The organism is Luteitalea sp., assembly GCF_022842525.1.
GTDB lineage: Bacteria > Acidobacteriota > Vicinamibacteria > Vicinamibacterales > Vicinamibacteraceae > Luteitalea.
This window is the reverse complement of the sequence record NZ_JALHPM010000150.1, coordinates 1-15,880: the sequence shown is the minus strand read 5'-3', so window position 1 is coordinate 15,880 and position 15,880 is coordinate 1. Positions and strand designations below refer to the sequence as shown.

The 15,880-nt window shown below is 70.7% G+C and carries 11 protein-coding genes; 7 read left to right on the top strand and 4 right to left on the bottom strand.

Annotated features, from left to right (window positions below; translation table 11 throughout):
• The 3 genes from Q0C41_RS23170 to Q0C41_RS23160 form a co-directional block, all read left to right on the top strand.
• The coding region (locus Q0C41_RS23170; protein ID WP_291987845.1) for a hypothetical protein at positions 1-892 on the top strand (892 nt) is incomplete at its 5' end.
• 9 nt (positions 893-901) lie between these two features.
• On the top strand, positions 902-3,214 hold the full coding sequence (locus Q0C41_RS23165) for a lytic transglycosylase domain-containing protein (protein ID WP_291987843.1): 2,313 nt from the start codon (positions 902-904) through the stop codon (positions 3,212-3,214).
• Positions 3,215-3,261: 47 nt separating this feature from the next.
• Positions 3,262-3,831: an ECF transporter S component gene (locus tag Q0C41_RS23160; protein ID WP_291987841.1), complete on the top strand. Its 570-nt coding sequence runs from the start codon at positions 3,262-3,264 to the stop codon at positions 3,829-3,831.
• Positions 3,832-3,838: 7 nt separating this feature from the next.
• Here the strand turns inward: Q0C41_RS23160 and Q0C41_RS23155 are convergent, their stop codons facing one another.
• The 3 genes from Q0C41_RS23155 to Q0C41_RS23145 form a co-directional block, all read right to left on the bottom strand.
• Complete coding sequence (locus Q0C41_RS23155) at positions 3,839-5,032, bottom strand: aminotransferase class I/II-fold pyridoxal phosphate-dependent enzyme (protein ID WP_291987839.1); 1,194 nt, start codon at positions 5,030-5,032, stop codon at positions 3,839-3,841.
• A 66-nt stretch (positions 5,033-5,098) separates the two neighbouring features.
• Entirely contained in the window at positions 5,099-6,697 is a 1,599-nt protein-coding gene (locus Q0C41_RS23150) for a hypothetical protein (protein WP_291987837.1), read from the bottom strand.
• Between the two features lie 8 nt (positions 6,698-6,705).
• On the bottom strand, positions 6,706-8,433 hold the full coding sequence (locus Q0C41_RS23145; RefSeq protein ID WP_291987835.1) for a hypothetical protein: 1,728 nt from the start codon (positions 8,431-8,433) through the stop codon (positions 6,706-6,708).
• Positions 8,434-8,459: 26 nt separating this feature from the next.
• Between Q0C41_RS23145 and Q0C41_RS23140 the strand changes: the two genes are divergently transcribed.
• Complete coding sequence (locus Q0C41_RS23140; RefSeq protein WP_291987833.1) at positions 8,460-11,060, top strand: hypothetical protein; 2,601 nt, start codon at positions 8,460-8,462, stop codon at positions 11,058-11,060.
• A 13-nt stretch (positions 11,061-11,073) separates the two neighbouring features.
• Here the strand turns inward: Q0C41_RS23140 and Q0C41_RS23135 are convergent, their stop codons facing one another.
• Positions 11,074-11,898, bottom strand: a complete 825-nt coding sequence (locus Q0C41_RS23135) for a hypothetical protein (RefSeq protein WP_291987831.1) — start codon at positions 11,896-11,898, stop codon at positions 11,074-11,076.
• A gap of 91 nt (positions 11,899-11,989) precedes the next feature.
• On the opposite strand from Q0C41_RS23135, the gene Q0C41_RS23130 reads away from it, so the two are divergent.
• The 3 genes from Q0C41_RS23130 to Q0C41_RS23120 all read left to right on the top strand — a co-directional run.
• A complete protein-coding gene (locus Q0C41_RS23130; RefSeq protein ID WP_291987829.1) occupies positions 11,990-13,747 on the top strand; it encodes an ABC transporter ATP-binding protein in 1,758 nt (585 codons plus the stop codon).
• Positions 13,747-15,621, top strand: a complete 1,875-nt coding sequence (locus Q0C41_RS23125; RefSeq protein ID WP_291987827.1) for an ABC transporter ATP-binding protein — start codon at positions 13,747-13,749, stop codon at positions 15,619-15,621. The genes Q0C41_RS23130 and Q0C41_RS23125 overlap by 1 nt, the downstream gene beginning before the upstream one ends.
• Positions 15,622-15,880: NAD-dependent epimerase/dehydratase family protein (locus tag Q0C41_RS23120; protein ID WP_291987825.1), on the top strand; the 259-nt coding region annotated here is incomplete at its 3' end. It abuts the gene before it with no gap.

The following is a 15,880-nucleotide window of genomic DNA, read 5'->3' as shown; positions in this document are numbered from 1 at the left end:
GAACGAGCAGGGCAAGGCCGCCGCACTCCTCGAGTCCACCCAGCTGGCCCGCCAGGACGTCGCCGGCCGCGTCCAGGCCCTTGCGCACGCCATCAGCGGCATGGACGACGCGACGACCTTGAGCGAGGTGCTGGACGCCCTCAGTGAAGGGCTCGCCGCGCAGACACCCCGCAGCGCCGTCCTCGTGTTCCAGGAGGACCGCGCCCGCGTGTGGCGACGCAGCGGCTTCCCGCAGGACGCGCCCGGCATCGGCGCCGACCTGCACCTGCCCGACCATGCCGACCTCAAGGCCATCCTCGACAGCGCCGCGCCGGCCATGGTCGAGGCGTCCGTGGACGGTCCCGTGCTCGGACTGGCCCCGCTCCCCGACGGGCAGCAGGGGCTGGCCGTCCCGGTGGCCATCGGCGGCCAGTCGGCCGCGCTCGTCTATGCCGATGGCGGCACCGACGCCCAGGCGCTGGTCCCCGGCTGGACCGACGCCGTCGAGATTCTCGCGCGGCACGCCGCCCGCTGCCTCGAAACGCTCACCGCCATGCGCGCCGCCGGCTACGCCCGCACGCAGCGCCCGGATGTGGTCGTGCCGATGCCCCCGCACCTGCGCGTGGTGCAGCGGCCCACACTCGAGACGTCGATGGGCGATGCCATCGAACAAGCCCGGCGCGTGGCGCGGCTACTCGTCTCGGAGATTCGTCTGAATCGCGAGGCGGACGTGATGGAGGGGCGCGCCCACGGCGATCTGGGCACGCGCCTCGGTAGCGACATCGAACGCGCCCGTCGCCAGTACACCCAGCGCGTGCCGGAGGCACTGCCGGGTCGCGAGACGCTGTTCGACGAGGAGATCGTGCGCACGCTGGCCAACGGCGACGCGACACTGCTCAAGACCGGTTCCTAGAGGAGATCGATGCCCAGCCCCGCCCCGCACACGCCGCCTCGTCCCACGCGCCGAGGCGTGTGGCTGGCGACGGCCGGGATGGCTCTCGTCATCTCAGCCGGGTTGATCGGAGGGCCGTGGGCGCCCCGGGTTTCCTACACGCCCCGCGCCGCGGCGCAACTCGCGCCGACGGCGCATCCGCCCGTCCCATCGCGGATCGAAGACGCCTGGCTGGTGCCCGCTGCCGCCGAGCGCCGCCGCATCGCCCAGCAGCCTGGCGTGAGGGCCCTGCGCACCGCCGCGGACGCGGTGCGCGCCAGTCGCTACGACGAGGCAGCCGCCGCGCTGCAGTCGGCCCAGCTGGCCGGGACGCCCCTCGACGCCTACGCCGAGTACTACCGCGCCCTCTCGGATCTCCGCCTCCGTCGTCCAGGGCCCGCGCGCGCCCGCCTGACGGCCCTGCGGACATCGCTCAGCGCCGGTCGCCTTCGCCAGCTCGCCCTGTCGGCCGAGGCCGAAGCGGCCCTCAGCCTGGACGATGCCGCCGGGGCCGCCGCCCTGCTCGAAGATTTGTATCCGGGCCTCACCAGCAATCGCGATGTCGTCCTCGATCAGTGGGCGACCGCGACGCGCGCCGCGGGACGTCCCCAGGACGCTGCTCGGCTGTGGCTCCGGCTCTACTACGAGTTCCCGACCAGTGCGCTCGCCACGTCGGCGCTGCGCCAGGCCAAGACCACGCTGCAGACGGCCGCGGTGGGGACGCCCGACGCCTTTCCGCATGACCTCACACGCGCGGAGGCGCTGCTGGCGGCCGGACGTGCTGCCGATGCCGAGGCCGCGCTGAAGCAGTTGGCCGCGCTGCTGCCCGCAAGCGCCGACGCCGCCGAGGCGCAGGGGCGTCGCGACCGTGTGCAGCTGCGGCTGGCACAGGCGGCGTGCGCGCAGCGCCGGTGCCCGAGTGTGCTGGAGACGCTGACCGACCTGGCGTCGCGCGGCGTCGGGGGCGGCGAGGCGCAGTACTTCGTGGCGTCGGCCCTGCGCGAGCAGGGACGGATGGACGAGTACCGTGCCGCGCTCGACACGTTGGCCGCCATCACCCCGGGCACCAGTGCCGACGCCTGGGTGGAGCGGGCGCTGAACGAACGCGGCACCCAGCTGCTGAAGGCGGATGCGGACGCCGAAGCAGCCGCGGTGTTCCGCCGGCTCTTCGATCGCAATCCCTCGGGCCGTTACGCCGAGCGCGCCGCGTGGAAGTACGGCTGGGCCAGCTATCGGGCCGATCAGTTCGACGAGGCCGTTCGCGTCTTCGAACTCGCGGCGTCGAGCATCCCGCGCGCCAACACCCGGCCGGCGTGGCTGTACTGGGCCGGTCGCGGCCGTGAGCACCTCGGCGATCGCACCGGCGCGACCCAGCGGTTGACGCTCGCCGCCGTCGACTACTTCCACTCCTACTACGGCCGCCTCGCCAACGAGGCGCTGACCCGGCTTGGCGCGCCGCTGCCGAGCGACCGATCGGCCCTGGCGCCAGATGTCGTGGTCGCCTCTGTCGACGGCGGCGACCGCGATGCGACGGTCGACGATCCGATCGAGCCGACGCCCCAGGACGCGACCATGGTCGCCACCGAGCCGCCGCCGAGTGCCGAGCTCATCACCTGGCTCGTGTCGGCCGGCCTGTTCGACGAGGCCGTCGAAGAGATGAAGCACGCGCAGCGGGCCCACGGCCGAACGCCCCGCCTCGACGCGACGCTGGCCTGGGTCTACCGGCAGCAGGGAGAGATTCGCCCGGCCATCAACACGATGCGCCAGGCCTACCCGCAGTACCTGTCGGTGGAGGGCGACGCGCTGCCCCGCGAGATCCAGGAAGTGATCTTTCCGCTGGAGTACGTGCCGCTCATCAAGCGCTACGCGTCGCAGCACGATCTCGATCCGTTCATCGTCGCGGCGCTGATCGGTCAGGAGTCGTCCTACGTCGCCGACGTGCGGTCGCCGGCCAATGCGTGGGGGCTGATGCAGATCCTGCCGACGACCGGACGCCAGCTGGCCCGCGCCGAGGGCGTACCGCGGTTCCGTACGCAGATGCTGACCAATCCGGAGACCAACGTCCGCTTCGGCACGCGCTACTTCGCCACGCTGGTCCGCAATCTCGGCGGCGTGCACTTTGCTCTGGCCGGCTACAACGCCGGCGCCGGACGCGTCATCCGCTGGAAGGCCGAGCGCGGTCCGCTCGAACAGGCCGAGTTCATCGACGACATCCCGTTCCCGGAAACGCAGATGTACGTGAAGAAGATCCTCGGGACGGCCGCCGACTACCGCCGGCTCTACCAGGACGTGCTCGCCGAGTAGCCGTCGCGGCCCTTGCGCCGATGGCGCGGACACGCCACAATCCCGGCGTGTCCCAGACTCTGTCCGCCCCTGCGTCCGTCTGGACGCTGCCTGCCCGGCAGCCCCGCGCGCTGACCATTCAGTTCGCCCTGGTGCTCTGCGCCGCGTGGGCCCTGCCCGCGGTCATCCACCTGCTGGGCCTGCCGGTGCGCCGCCTGCTGCCGATGCACTGGCCGGCCATCCTCGCGGGGCTCGTCTACGGCTGGCGCTCGGGCCTCGTGATCGGCGCGGCGTCGCCGATCGTCAGCTACCTGATCGCCGGCATGCCTCGCCCTGCGGTGCTGCCGTCGATGACGTTCGAACTGGCGGCCTACGGCGCCATCGCCGGGTACTTCGTCGAGGTGCTGCAGCGGGGACGCCTGCAGGCGGCACTGGCGGCGGTCATCGGCGGCCGGGTGGTGTTCCTGGCGGTGATGGTGTTCACGGGTGCCATCTCGACGTCGCTACCGGCCTATCTGCAGGCGGCGATGCTGCCCGGCCTGCTGGCGGCCCTCGCCCAGGTCGTGTTGCTGCCGCTGCTGGCGCATGTCTGGGTGACGCGCGCAGGCGGCCAGGGCGGCGGCCAGGCCGGCGGGTAGGGGCGCTCTACCCCAGGAACATCCGGAACAAGCGCTCCTCGGCGGCGGCGAGCGTCTCCTCCTTCTTGCAGAAGCAGAAGCGCAGGCAGTCTCGGCCGCCGGTGCCCGCACGGTAGAAACTGCTGCCTGGCACCGCTGCCACGCCCACCTCGCTCGCCAGCCATCGCGCCGCACTCGCATCGTCTCTGACGTCGACCGCCGTCCCGCGGCGCCGTGCGCGCGCGAGCGGTTCGCGGATGTCGGTCATCACGTAGTACGCGCCCGCCGGCACGTGCGGGGCGAAGCCGCATCGCTCCAGCATGCCCACGCACCGCTGGCGGCGGCTGTCGTAGTGCGAGGCGAGTGAGGCGAAGTACGCCTCGGGCAGGCGCAGCGCGAAGGCCGCGGCCTCCTGCAGGGGAGCCGGGGCGCCGACCGTCAGGAAGTCGTGCACCTTGCGGATGGCGCCGGCCAGGTGCGGCGGCGCGATGGCCCAGCCGACGCGCCAGCCCGTGACGCTGAACGACTTGGAGAGACTGCTGATCGTCACCGTGCGATCGGCCATGCCCGGCAACGTGCACAGCGGGACGTGCCGTGCCTCGCCGTAGACGATGAACTCGTAGATCTCGTCGGTGATGGCCAGCAGGTCGTGCTCCTGGCAGACCGAGGCGACCAGCGCCAGTTCGTCGCGCCTGAAGACCTTGCCGGTCGGGTTGTGCGGCGAGTTCAGGATGAGCGCGCGCGTCTTCGGCGTGACGGCGGCGCGCAGTTCATCGGGGTCGATCGACCAGTCGGGCTCGTGCAGGCGCACGTAGCGCGGCGTGGCGCCAGACAGGATGGCGTCGGGACCGTAGTTCTCGTAGTACGGCTCGAAGACGATGACCTCGTCGCCGGGATTCACCGTCGCGAGCAACGTGGCGATCATCGCCTCGGTGGATCCGCAGCAGACGGTGACCTGACGGTCCGGCTCGACGGCCACGTCGTAGTGGCGCTGCATGTGTTCGCCAATCGACGTCCGCAGCGACGGCGATCCCCAGGTGACCGCGTACTGGTTGACGTCGTCGGCGACCGCACGCATCGCCGCCGCCTTGACCTCGTCCGGGGCGGGAAAGTCGGGGAAGCCCTGCGACAGGTTGATGGCGCCGTGCGCCAGCGCGACGCGCGTCATCTCGCGGATGACGGACTCGGTGAAGCGTGACGCCTTGTCGGATGGTGTCGGCATTGTGCGTGGGCAGGGCTGGCTCTCCGAGCCGGCCGTCACTGGTATTGTCGTCAACGTGTGGCGAGGTCACGGGCCGTTCGGAGAACGGGTCCTCCCCACGATCCTGTAAATCCGTCGTCGCGCGTCCGACGCGATCAGCGTGATGCCATCGACCTTCTGCAGGGCGGCCACGGCATCCGGCACCTTCGCGACATCGACCACGATGTGCGTGACTCCGGCTCGGCGGAGGGCCTCGACGGCCGAAGGATCCGGAAACCCCTGGAACGCAAGATAGTGATCGACATAGCTCTTCGGTGTGTAGCCCGAGTAGCCGTTGAGCAGCGGACGCCAGTGCGCCGTGGAGGCCTGCACGGCTGCGGCGTTGGCTGCGACCCGTCCGGGTTCGGGGAACGGCAACTCGGCCACCACCGCGTCGGGCGCCTGCGCCAGGGCCGCATACACCGCCGGAATGCCGTCGAAGCGCACGAATGCCATCGGCGCCCGGGCATTCTCCACGTTGACGCCCACCACCGCGAAGATGCCCAGGGCCTGCGCGACACGCCGCGAACGGGCGTCCGTCTGCAGGCGCGTTCTGAGCCACGCAAGGCCGAACGCCGCGAGCACCCCCACGGCCAGCAGTGGCAACAGGGAGAAGCGTGCCACGGCACGGATCCCCTGCAGCAGCGGGATCGCCTCGTAGAGCAGTGCGTACCCCGGCAGCGACGGACCGAAGCTGAGCGCCGCCCCGACGACACCGATGCCGAGCCACATGCGGGCCCGCGCATCGCGCCACGCGAGACCGGTGGCGACCGCCACGAGGGCGAAGACCCAGGGCAGCACACCGGGGAAACCCGCCGAGTTCGCGGCGCGGAAGAGGGACGCGTTCCATGTCTCGAAGTGGAGGCGCGCTCCTGTGGCCACGAAGTTCTGCCACACGCCGGAATAGAGCCGCACTTCATCCACCGACCGCGTCAGGCCCTGGTCGTGCTGCACGCGGTAGTACTGGAACAGGAACGGCGCACACACGACGCCGGCGACGACCGCCGCGACAACGAGCTGCGGCAGTCGTGACCGCAGCCGCGCGCCAGTCCACTCGCCCACGCGCATCAGCGCGCCGACCACCAGCGCCATGGCGGTCATGACGAGCAGATAGCCCGAGCAGAGCATCTGCAGGGCCGTCCAGGCGCCCAGTCGCAGGGCATCGCGCCGCGCGCCGCGACGCAGCACATCGTCGAGCGCCAGCATCGCGAGGGGCAGGAACTCGACGTGCATGGCCTGGATGTGCGCCATGCGTGTGAGGGTGTCGGTGTTGAAGGCCGCGAGGCTGCCCGCCATCAATGCCGCGGGCCAGTCGCCCGTCCAGCGATGCAGCACCAGTGCCGTCGTCCAGCCGGTCAGGGCCAGTCCGATCCAGAGCGTGAGGTTGTAGGCGAGGACCGGTGAGCCACCGAGCCAGAAGACCGGGGCCGAGAACAGCGCGGGCACCATGAGGTGCTCGGAGAAGGCCAGCGTCCGCGGCTCGGGGAAGAAGATGTTGGCGTCGAAGAGTGCCAGCGGGTGCGTGACGAGGGCGTGGGCCACCCAGCCGAGAATCCACTGGTTCAGCAGCCCATCGGCGCTGTCGGTGCGCGAGAGCGTCGCCGGCGCCGTGACCAGCGGCCACGTGTGCGCCAGCGCGAGCAGCACGAAGAACCCTAGCGCGGCGCCCCGACGATCTCGTAGAGCCACACGTCGCCTTCGCTGATGATCGGTCGGACGAACTCCCGGTACTGCTCGAGGCGCTCGCGCAGTCGCTGGCGACTCCGGCCGTCGTAGTAGCGCGAGTGGAAGATGGCGTACTTCGCCTGGTGGCGACCGACCACGATCTGCAGCGACTCCGCGGTGGGGAAGCTGCTGATGCGCACGACCTCGTCGCGGAACCACTGGGGAATGTGATCGCTGTAGCCGTTCACCAGCGGGTGCCAGTGATACGTCGACAGCAGCATGTATCGGGAGTGCCGCGGGAAGTCGCTGCGGATGTACCAGAACGGCAGTTCGACGACGGCGCCGGGGGGCAGGGTGGCGAGTCGGCGATGCGCTTCCGGCGTCGGGGCGGCGTCCTCGAGCCGAATCGGTGCCGTCGTGTACTCCGCGGCGAAGAGGACCGCGACCAGCGAGCCGGCCATCAGTTGCGTGCGGGCGGGGCGTCGCTCCAGCCATGTCTGCAGCGCCACGAGGGCGAGCACGCCGAGCGCGAGGACCACGAGAATGCCGAAGCGTCCTGGCGCCCGCAGGAACGTGAAGACCGGGATCGTGTGGTACAGCACGGTGTACAGGCCGGCCTTCGGCCCGAAGCTGCCCCAGAACGCGATCAGGCCCACGAGCCCGTAGAACGCCGTGGTTTCGCGCCGATGCGCCGGGGCCAGCGGGACATCGTCATCGACCGGGAATCGGGAGTCGGGAATCGGGAGTCGGACATCCGATGACGTGTGGGTGGCGGTCCGGCGCGCTCCCACCCACAGCCCGGCGAGACCGAGCACGGTCAGCAGGAAGCCCGGGAACAGCACCTCGTTCCAGCGCTCCAGCCACGGCAGCATCCAGCGGTGCGCCCATGCCGACGAGGCCAGCCAGGCCTGCCAGTCAGCGGAATACATCGCGGCGTCCTCGAGCAGTCGCGTGAAGCCGAGTTCCTTCTGCACGCGGATGTACGGCAGGAAGAACGGCCCGACGATGCCGACGCTGACGATGGCGCCGAGGCTGATGGCCACCCAGTAGGCGCGGACGCGCCAGAGACGGCGGGTGTAGCCGTAGAAGAGCGTGCCGAGCCCGACGGTCAGCCCGGCGAAGATGCCGAAGTACGCGCACGCCAGCGCCTGGATGGCCAGCGTGACGCCGAGCCACACGCCCCGGCCCGGTGTCGGCTGCACCAGCACGCGATGGAACGCCTGCAGGGCCAGCGGCAGGCCGAACGTCATCATCAACTGGATGTGCGCCGTGCGCGCGAACAGATACGGGCAGTAGGTGAACGCGACGGCGAACGCCGCGGCGGCCCCGGCCGATGCGCCGAGCGTCTCGGCAAAGCCCCAGGCGAACAGGAAGGCGAGCACCAGGGCGGTCAGGATGGCGCCGTTGTGCGTGGCGTAGGGGTTGCCGCCGGTCGCGACGTGAAACGGCGCGCCGAGCGCACCGGTGACCACGTTGGCCTCGGAGTAGGCGAGCGTGTCGCGATCGGGATGGAAAATGTTGGCCTGGAACAGGGCCGTCGGGTTCGTGGTGAGGGCGTGAGCGACCCAGGTCACGTTCCACACGCTCCATTCGCCATCGCCGAAGTTCAGGCGGGCGGAGCGGTCGAACTTGAGGGCCATCGGCCAGGTCATGGCGACGGCCAGGAGCACCCCCAGCACCAGGCGGCCGCTCCATGTCGCGGCGCGTCCGGACGGCATGGGGGCGTATGGTAGCATGCCGCCCGATGCCCGCCCTGGTGCCGCTGTTGACCGCCGCGGCACTCGCGTTGGCGGGCTGGCTGGCGACGGGGATCGTCACGGTCCGGTCGCTCGACGAGCCCGCGCGCATCGGGCTGCTCGGCGCCCCCGCCACCCTCCTGCTGTTCTTCCTGCCGCTGCTCGCCCTGTCGGCGGTCGGCGCCCGCGCCGCCCGCCCGTGGCGCTCGCTCGCGCGGACGGCCCTCCTCGGGCTGCCGGTGGTGCTGCCCTGGCTGCCGCTGCCGCTGACACCCGCGCTGCTCGTCTGGACGGGCCCCCTGGCCGTCGCCTGGTGGCTCGCCGTGGTTGCGTACGTGTACGCTGACGCATTCGCGGCGCTGGCGAGGCCGATCCAGGGCCTCGTGGCGTCGCCGACGCGCGCGCCGCTGGTCGCCGGCCTCGTCACGGGCGTCGCCCTGGTCGCCACGGCCTGGCACACCGCGCCGCAGCACCCGCGCGGCGATGAGCCCGACTATCTGATCATCGCGCAGAGCCTCTGGCTCGACGGCGATCTCCAGATCGAGAACAACCACACCCGCGCCGACTACGCCGCCTACCACGCCACCGTGTTGCCGCCGAGCTATCTCGCGCGCGGCCACAACGGCGCCATCTACTCCGTCCACGCGCCTGGCCTGCCGGTGCTGCTCGTGCCTGGTGTCGCCCTGGCCGGGTATGGCGGTGCGGTGGCGACGATGGTGCTGCTGGCGATGATCGGTGCGTGGCTGGCGTGGCAGGTCAGCTGGGCGGTCACGCAGGACGTCCACGCCAGCTGGTTGGGCACCCTGGCCACCGTCGGGGGCGCGCCGTTCTTCCTCCACGGGGCGGCCATCTTTCCGGACGCGCCCGCGTCGCTGCTGACGCTGGTCGCCCTCTGGGCGCTTGTCACGACAGGGCCCGATCGGCGTGGCCTGGTGCTGGCCGCCCTCGCCCTCGGGCTGCTGCCGTGGCTGCACACGCGCTATGCCCTGCTGTCGGTCGGGCTCGGCGCGGCGTTCGTCGCAAGGCTGGCATGGCGCCGCGACGTGCGGGCGCTGGTCGCGTTCGTCGCGCCGGCGGCGGTGCTGGCCGTGGCGTGGTTCGGCTTCTTCGTCGCGGTCTACGGCACGCCGAGTCCGTCGGCGCCGTATGGCGCCTACACGCAGATGGCGCTGGCGCACCTGCGCCCCGGGCTCCCGGGCCTGCTGTTCGACCAGCAGTTCGGCCTGCTGGCGAGTGCCCCCGTGCTCCTCGTGGCGCTGGTGTCGCTGCGGCCGGCCGTGCGCCAGGGGGCGCCGCGCATCTGGGGCGTGGCCCTGACGGTGATCGCCCTCGGCCTCGCGTACACGTGTGTCGTCGCCGCGTATCGCATGTGGTGGGGCGGACTCTCGGCGCCCGCCCGCTTCCTCGCGCCGCTGGTGCTGCCGCTGGCGCCGTGGATCGCGCTGGGGTGGCAGTCGCTGCGCACGCGGGCGTCGAGGCACGCCGTCGTCGGGCTGCTGCTGGTGTCCCTGGCGTTCACGGCGCTGCTGGTCGTCGTGGAGCAGGGCGCCCTGGCCTACAACACGCGTGATGGACGAGCGCAGTGGGCCGTGTGGGTGAGTCCGCTGGTCGATCTCGTCGCGGCGCTGCCGGCCGCGCATCGCGACGCCCCGGGCGTGGTCCTGCGCGATGTCGCGATCTGGGCGATCAGCGCGGCAGCCGTGTGGGGGCTGTGGCGGCGCCTCGAACGACGAGGACGGCTCGATGGGTTCGTGTCGCTGCTGAGCGTGGCCGTCGCCGTGCCGGCCGCCTCGACGGCGATCTGGACGGCGCGCGGTGTCTCGGGCCTGGCGCCCGAGCACTCGCAGGTCCGGTACCTGGAGGCCCGCGCGGCAGCGGCGGCCCCGTGGCTCGTCACCATCTCGCCGCCGCCGCGAGGACGGACGCGGGCGTGGTTCGAGATCGACCTCGAGGGGCGTCGCCAGCGGGGAGCGTCGGACTACACGGTGCTGCGGCTCGACCGCCTCCCGGCTGGCCGGTATCGCGTGTGCACCGACGTCACCGGGCCGGGCGCCCGACTCGGCGTGACCCTCGGCGAAGGCCGCGCGACGCGCTTCCTGATGGACCTGGATGCCTCGACGGCCCGCTGCTCCCCGCCCTTCGAACTGGGCCTCCCGGTCGCAGGGCTCGTCGTCAAGGGCTCGCGGGAGGCAGCGGTTGCCCACGGACGCACCTGGCTCGTGGCCGATGCCGTGCGCGTGCCGCCGCGCGCGCGGGTCGCCACACAGGCGGCCCCTCTGGGCGCAGGCGTCTGGTTGTTGCCGGAGACCGGGATCTACGCGGAGCCCGACGGTGCCTGGCTGGCGGGGGACAGCGACGTCACCATCGGCCTGCCCTCATCGGCCCCGGTGGCGGTCTCGCTGCGCGCCGGTGCCGCGGATGTCGTGGTGACGTGGTCGGGGGCGGGCGAGGAGGAGATCCGACTCGCGGCGGGGGAGACGCGCCTGGTGACGCTGCGACCTGAGCAGGGGCGTGTGCGCCTGCGGGCGCGCGGCGGGTTCCGTCCGGCGCAGGTGTCACCCGGCAACGGTGACCAGCGCTACCTGGCGGCGTGGATCGCCACGAGGTAGCGCCGCCTGTGGTCTAGAAGCGGGCCACGCCCATCACGTACAGGCCCTTCATGCGGAAGTCCCCGAAGTCGTTCTCCACCTGATAGCCGAGCGTGAGGCGGCGGTAGCCGCCGGTGACGCCGACGTTGTTGGTGAAGTTGAGCGTCGCGTAGATGTCGAAGTCGTAGTACCGGCCGCTGTAGTCACGGCTGTCGCTCTCCGGCAACCTGAAGCCGGTGAACTCGCCGGTGATCGCCAGGTTCGGCAGCAGGTAGCCGCGACCGACCAGGCCGAGCGCCGGAATCGGCGCCCGCGCCTCGGCGAATTCGCTGACGAGCGGCGAGGCCAGGTCCGCCGACACGTGGGTGTACTTGGCCTCGGCGATGATGCCGAGGAACCCACGGTCGCGGTAGATGAAGTCGTACTCGTACCCGAACCGCCACGCGTCCCACTTCAGCGCGCCCTGCACCGGCAGTCCCACCTGGTAGAGATTGCCGTTGAAGATGATGGATCGGCGGAGCACCGTGTCCACCTCGTACTTGATGGGCACGTACTCGGCGCGGAACTTGTGCTTGCGCGCCGGGCGCAGCACGAGCCGGAAGTCACGAAACGTCTTCTTGGCGGCGTCCAGATCTTCCTGCAGGGAGATATCGCTGCCCGGGATGCCGAACTGCTCGCTCGAGAAGATGATCTCGGGCGTGGGGTTCCAGAGTCCGAAGGCCAGTTCCACGTGGTACTTCTCGCCCGTGGCCGGATCCGGCTGGTTGAACGTCGTGTACTGCGCCGCCGCCGGGCTGGCCGCGAGCAGCAGAAGGGCGCCCGCCGCGCCCAGGCCGTGGAGAATGCGTCGCACCTTCATACCGAGCCCTATCGGACGGACGGACCAGGGACAATAGGGGGGCGTCGAACGGCCGTGCCGGTGCCCGGTGCCCGGCTCCTATAATCATCAGGTGCTTGCCGCCTTGCGCCGGTTGCTGCCGTACCTCGGCCGTTCCCGGCGCCCCATCCTGCTCGGCCTGATGTGCGCCGTCTTCTCCAACCTCTTCACCCTGCTGACGCCGTGGGTGCTGAAGTACGCCGTCGACGACCTCACGCTCGGCGTGACGCGCAGCAAGCTCGGCATCTACTCCGCGGCCCTGCTCGCCATCTCGATGTGCGGCGGTGTGTTCCGCTATGCCATGCGCCGGCTGATCATCGGCGCCTCCCGGCGCGTCGAGTACGACCTGCGCAGCGATTTCTTCGCGCACCTGCAGCGGTTTCCCCGCGAGTACTTCGACAAGGCGCGCACCGGCGACCTCATGTCGCGCGCGTCGGCTGACCTCGGCGCCGTGCGGATGATGGCCGGCCCCGCGGCGATGTACGCCGTGTCCACCAGCGTGCTGGCCGTCGCGGCGGTGGCCATGATGTTCTGGCTGGACGCGCGGTTGACCCTGATGATCGTCACGGGCCTGCCGCTCGTGTCCTTCATGGTCAAGTACTTCGGGCAGGCCATCCACACGCGGTTCGAGCGCATCCAGGCCCAGTTGGCCGAGATCAGCGCGCTCACCCAGGAATCGCTCGCAGGCGTGCGCGTGGTCCGTGCGTACGGGCAGGAAGAGGCCGAACGCCGCAAGTTCCTCGCCGCCAACGACGAATACGTCGCTCGCAACCGGCGCCTGATCCTCCTCCAGGCCTGCTTCTACCCGAGCATGACCTTCGGCTTCGGCCTCGCCATCGTCGGCTTCCTGTACCTCGGTGGACGCGAGGTGATTCGCGGCGAGCTGACCCTCGGCGAGTTCGTCGCCTTCAACGGCTATCTCGGCCAGCTGGCCTGGCCCCTCATCGCGTTCGGCTGGGTCACCAACATGTTCCAGCGCGGCCTCGCCTCGTGGCAGCGGATGCTCGACGTCTTCGACACACCCCCGTCCATCGTCGACCGCCCGTCCGCGCAGCCGATGCCGCAGCCGGTGCGCGGCGACCTGCGCGTGCGCCATCTGACGTTCGCCTACGACAACGGCCCGGTCGTCCTGCACGACATCGACCTCCACGTCCCGGCCGGGTCGACGCTCGCCATCGTCGGCGCGACCGGCAGCGGCAAGTCGTCGCTCGTCCACATGCTCGTGCGCCTCTACGAGCCGCCACCGGGCACGGTGTTCCTGGACGGGCACGACGTGCGCGAGGTGCCGCTCGCCGATCTCCGCCGCGCGATCGCCTTCGTGCCCCAGGAGACGTTCCTGTTCAGTACGACCCTGGAGGAGAACATCGCGTTCGGCGTCGGCACTGAGCCCGGCGAGGAGCGGCTGCGCCGGGTGCAGGACGCCGCGGCCATCGCCAGACTCGACAAGGACGTCGCCCAGTTCGCCGACGGCTACCAGACCCGGGTGGGAGAGCGCGGCCTGACGCTCTCGGGTGGCCAGAAGCAGCGCACCGCCATCGCCCGCGCCCTGATGACCGGCGCCCCGGTCCTGGTGTTCGACGACGCGCTGTCGGCGGTGGACACGTACACCGAGGAAGAGATTCTGGGGAAGCTGCGCACCGTCACGGCCAACCGCACGACGATCATCGTCGCCCACCGCATCTCGGCCGTCCGCCACGCCGATCAGATCATCGTCCTCGAGGCCGGCCGCATCGTCGAACGCGGGCGTCACGAGCAGCTGGCGCTGGCCGCCGGGCCGTACAGCGAACTCGTGCACCAGCAGCAGCTCGAAGCCGAGCTGGCGGTCTCCTGATGTCGACGCCAGACGACGAGATCCTCGGCAAGGCGTACGACGCGCGGTTGATGCGTCGGCTGATCGGCTACCTGCGGCCCTACAAGCTCCGGGCGTGCCTGGCGCTGGTGGCCATCGTCGCCGGGGTGGGCTTCCAGCTGGCCCAGCCGATCCTCGTCAAACGCGCCATCGACCGCCACATCGCGACCGGTGACCTCTCCGGCGTCGGCGTGGTGGCGCTGTTGTACCTCGGCACGCTCGCCGGGGCCTTCCTCGCCGAGTTCATCCAGACGACGACGCTGCAGATGCTGGGGCAGCGGATCATGTACGACATGCGGCGGCAGGTCTTCGACCACCTGCAGCGGCTGGATCTCGCGTACTACGACCGCAATCCGGTCGGCCGGCTGATGACGCGCGTCACGAGTGACGTGGACGCCATCAACGACCTGTTCACCTCGGGCGTCGTCTCGGTGTTCGGCGACGTGCTCTCGCTGCTCGGCATCATCGTCGTCCTGGTCTCGCTCGACTGGCGGCTGGCGTTGCTGACCTTCTGCGTCCTGCCACTCATCCTGATGGTGACGCAGTGGTTCCGCCGCAACGTGCGCGAGTCGTACCGCGAGGTCCGCACGTGGGTGTCGCGCCTGAACGCGTTCCTCCAGGAGAACCTCACCGGCATGACGACGGTGCAGTTGTTCCGGCGCGAGGAGCGTGCCTTCGCGGAGTTCGACCACGTCAACAGCGAGCACCGCGACGCCAACCTGCGGTCCATCTACTACTACGCGGTCTTCTATCCCGCCATCGAACTGGTCGGCGCGCTGTCGACGGCCCTGATCGTGTGGTTCGGCGGCGGGTGGGTGCTGGCCGGCACGCTCACCATCGGCACCCTGGTGGCGTTCCTTCAGTACGCGCAGCGGTTCTTTCGTCCGATCTCGGACATGTCGGAGAAGTTCAACCTGCTGCAGGCGGCGATGGCGTCGTCCGAGCGCCTCTTCGGCCTGATCGACACGCCCGTCAGCATCACGGACGCCTCGCGTCCCCTCGGGGCCGCGTCGGCCGCCAGCCAGCGGCAGGCGGCCCCGACCGAACGGCGCGCGACAGGGGCCGGCCGGATCGTCGTCGACGACGTGTCGTTCGCCTACACGCCTGGCGTCGACGTCCTCAAGCACGTGTCGTTCACGGTGGAGCCCGGCCAGCGCATCGGCATCGTCGGTGCGACGGGATCGGGCAAGAGCACGCTGATCAACCTGCTGCTGCGGTTCTACGACGTCACGAGCGGCCGCATCACGCTCGACGGCACCGATCTGCGTGACCTGCCCCTCGCGGACCTGCGGTCGCACTTCGCGCTCGTGCTGCAGGACGTGTACCTGTTCTCGGGGACCGTGGCCGGCAACATCCGGCTCGGACGCGACGACATCAGCGACGCGCGTGTCCACGCGGCGGCCGAGGCGGTGCATGCCGATGCGTTCATCCGCGAACTCCCGCAGGGCTACGACACCGCGGTGGCCGAGCGCGGTGCCACGCTGTCGGTGGGGCAGAAGCAGCTGCTGTCGTTCGCCCGGGCGCTGGCCTTCGATCCGCAGATCCTCATCCTCGACGAAGCGACGTCCAGCGTCGACACCGAGACCGAGATGTTGATCCGCGATGCGCTCCACGTCCTGATGGAGGGGCGGACGACCATCGCCATCGCCCATCGCCTCTCGACGATCCAGGACATGGATCGTATCCTCGTCCTGCACCGTGGCGAACTGCGCGAGTCGGGCACGCATCAGGAACTGCTCGCGCTGCGGGGCATCTATCATCGCCTGTACGAACTGCAGTACCAGTCGCACGCGCCCGCCAACGTGGGTAGGGCCGGCTCTCCGAGCCGGCCGTCGCCGCTCCCGGAGGGAGTCTGAATGATCGATCTCGGACGCGCGCGCGTGCTGGTGACCGGCGGGGCCGGGTTCATCGGGTCGGCGCTGGTATGGGGGCTGAACGCCCGCGGCACGTCACGCATCGTCATCGCCGATCGCCTCGGGACGAGCGCGAAGTGGAAGAACCTGCGGGCGCTGCATTTCGAAGACTACGTCGAGGCCAGCGACCTGCTGGACCGGCTCGAGTCCGGCCTGCTGGGCGACTTCGACCTCGTCCTGCACATGGGCGCCTGTTCGGCGA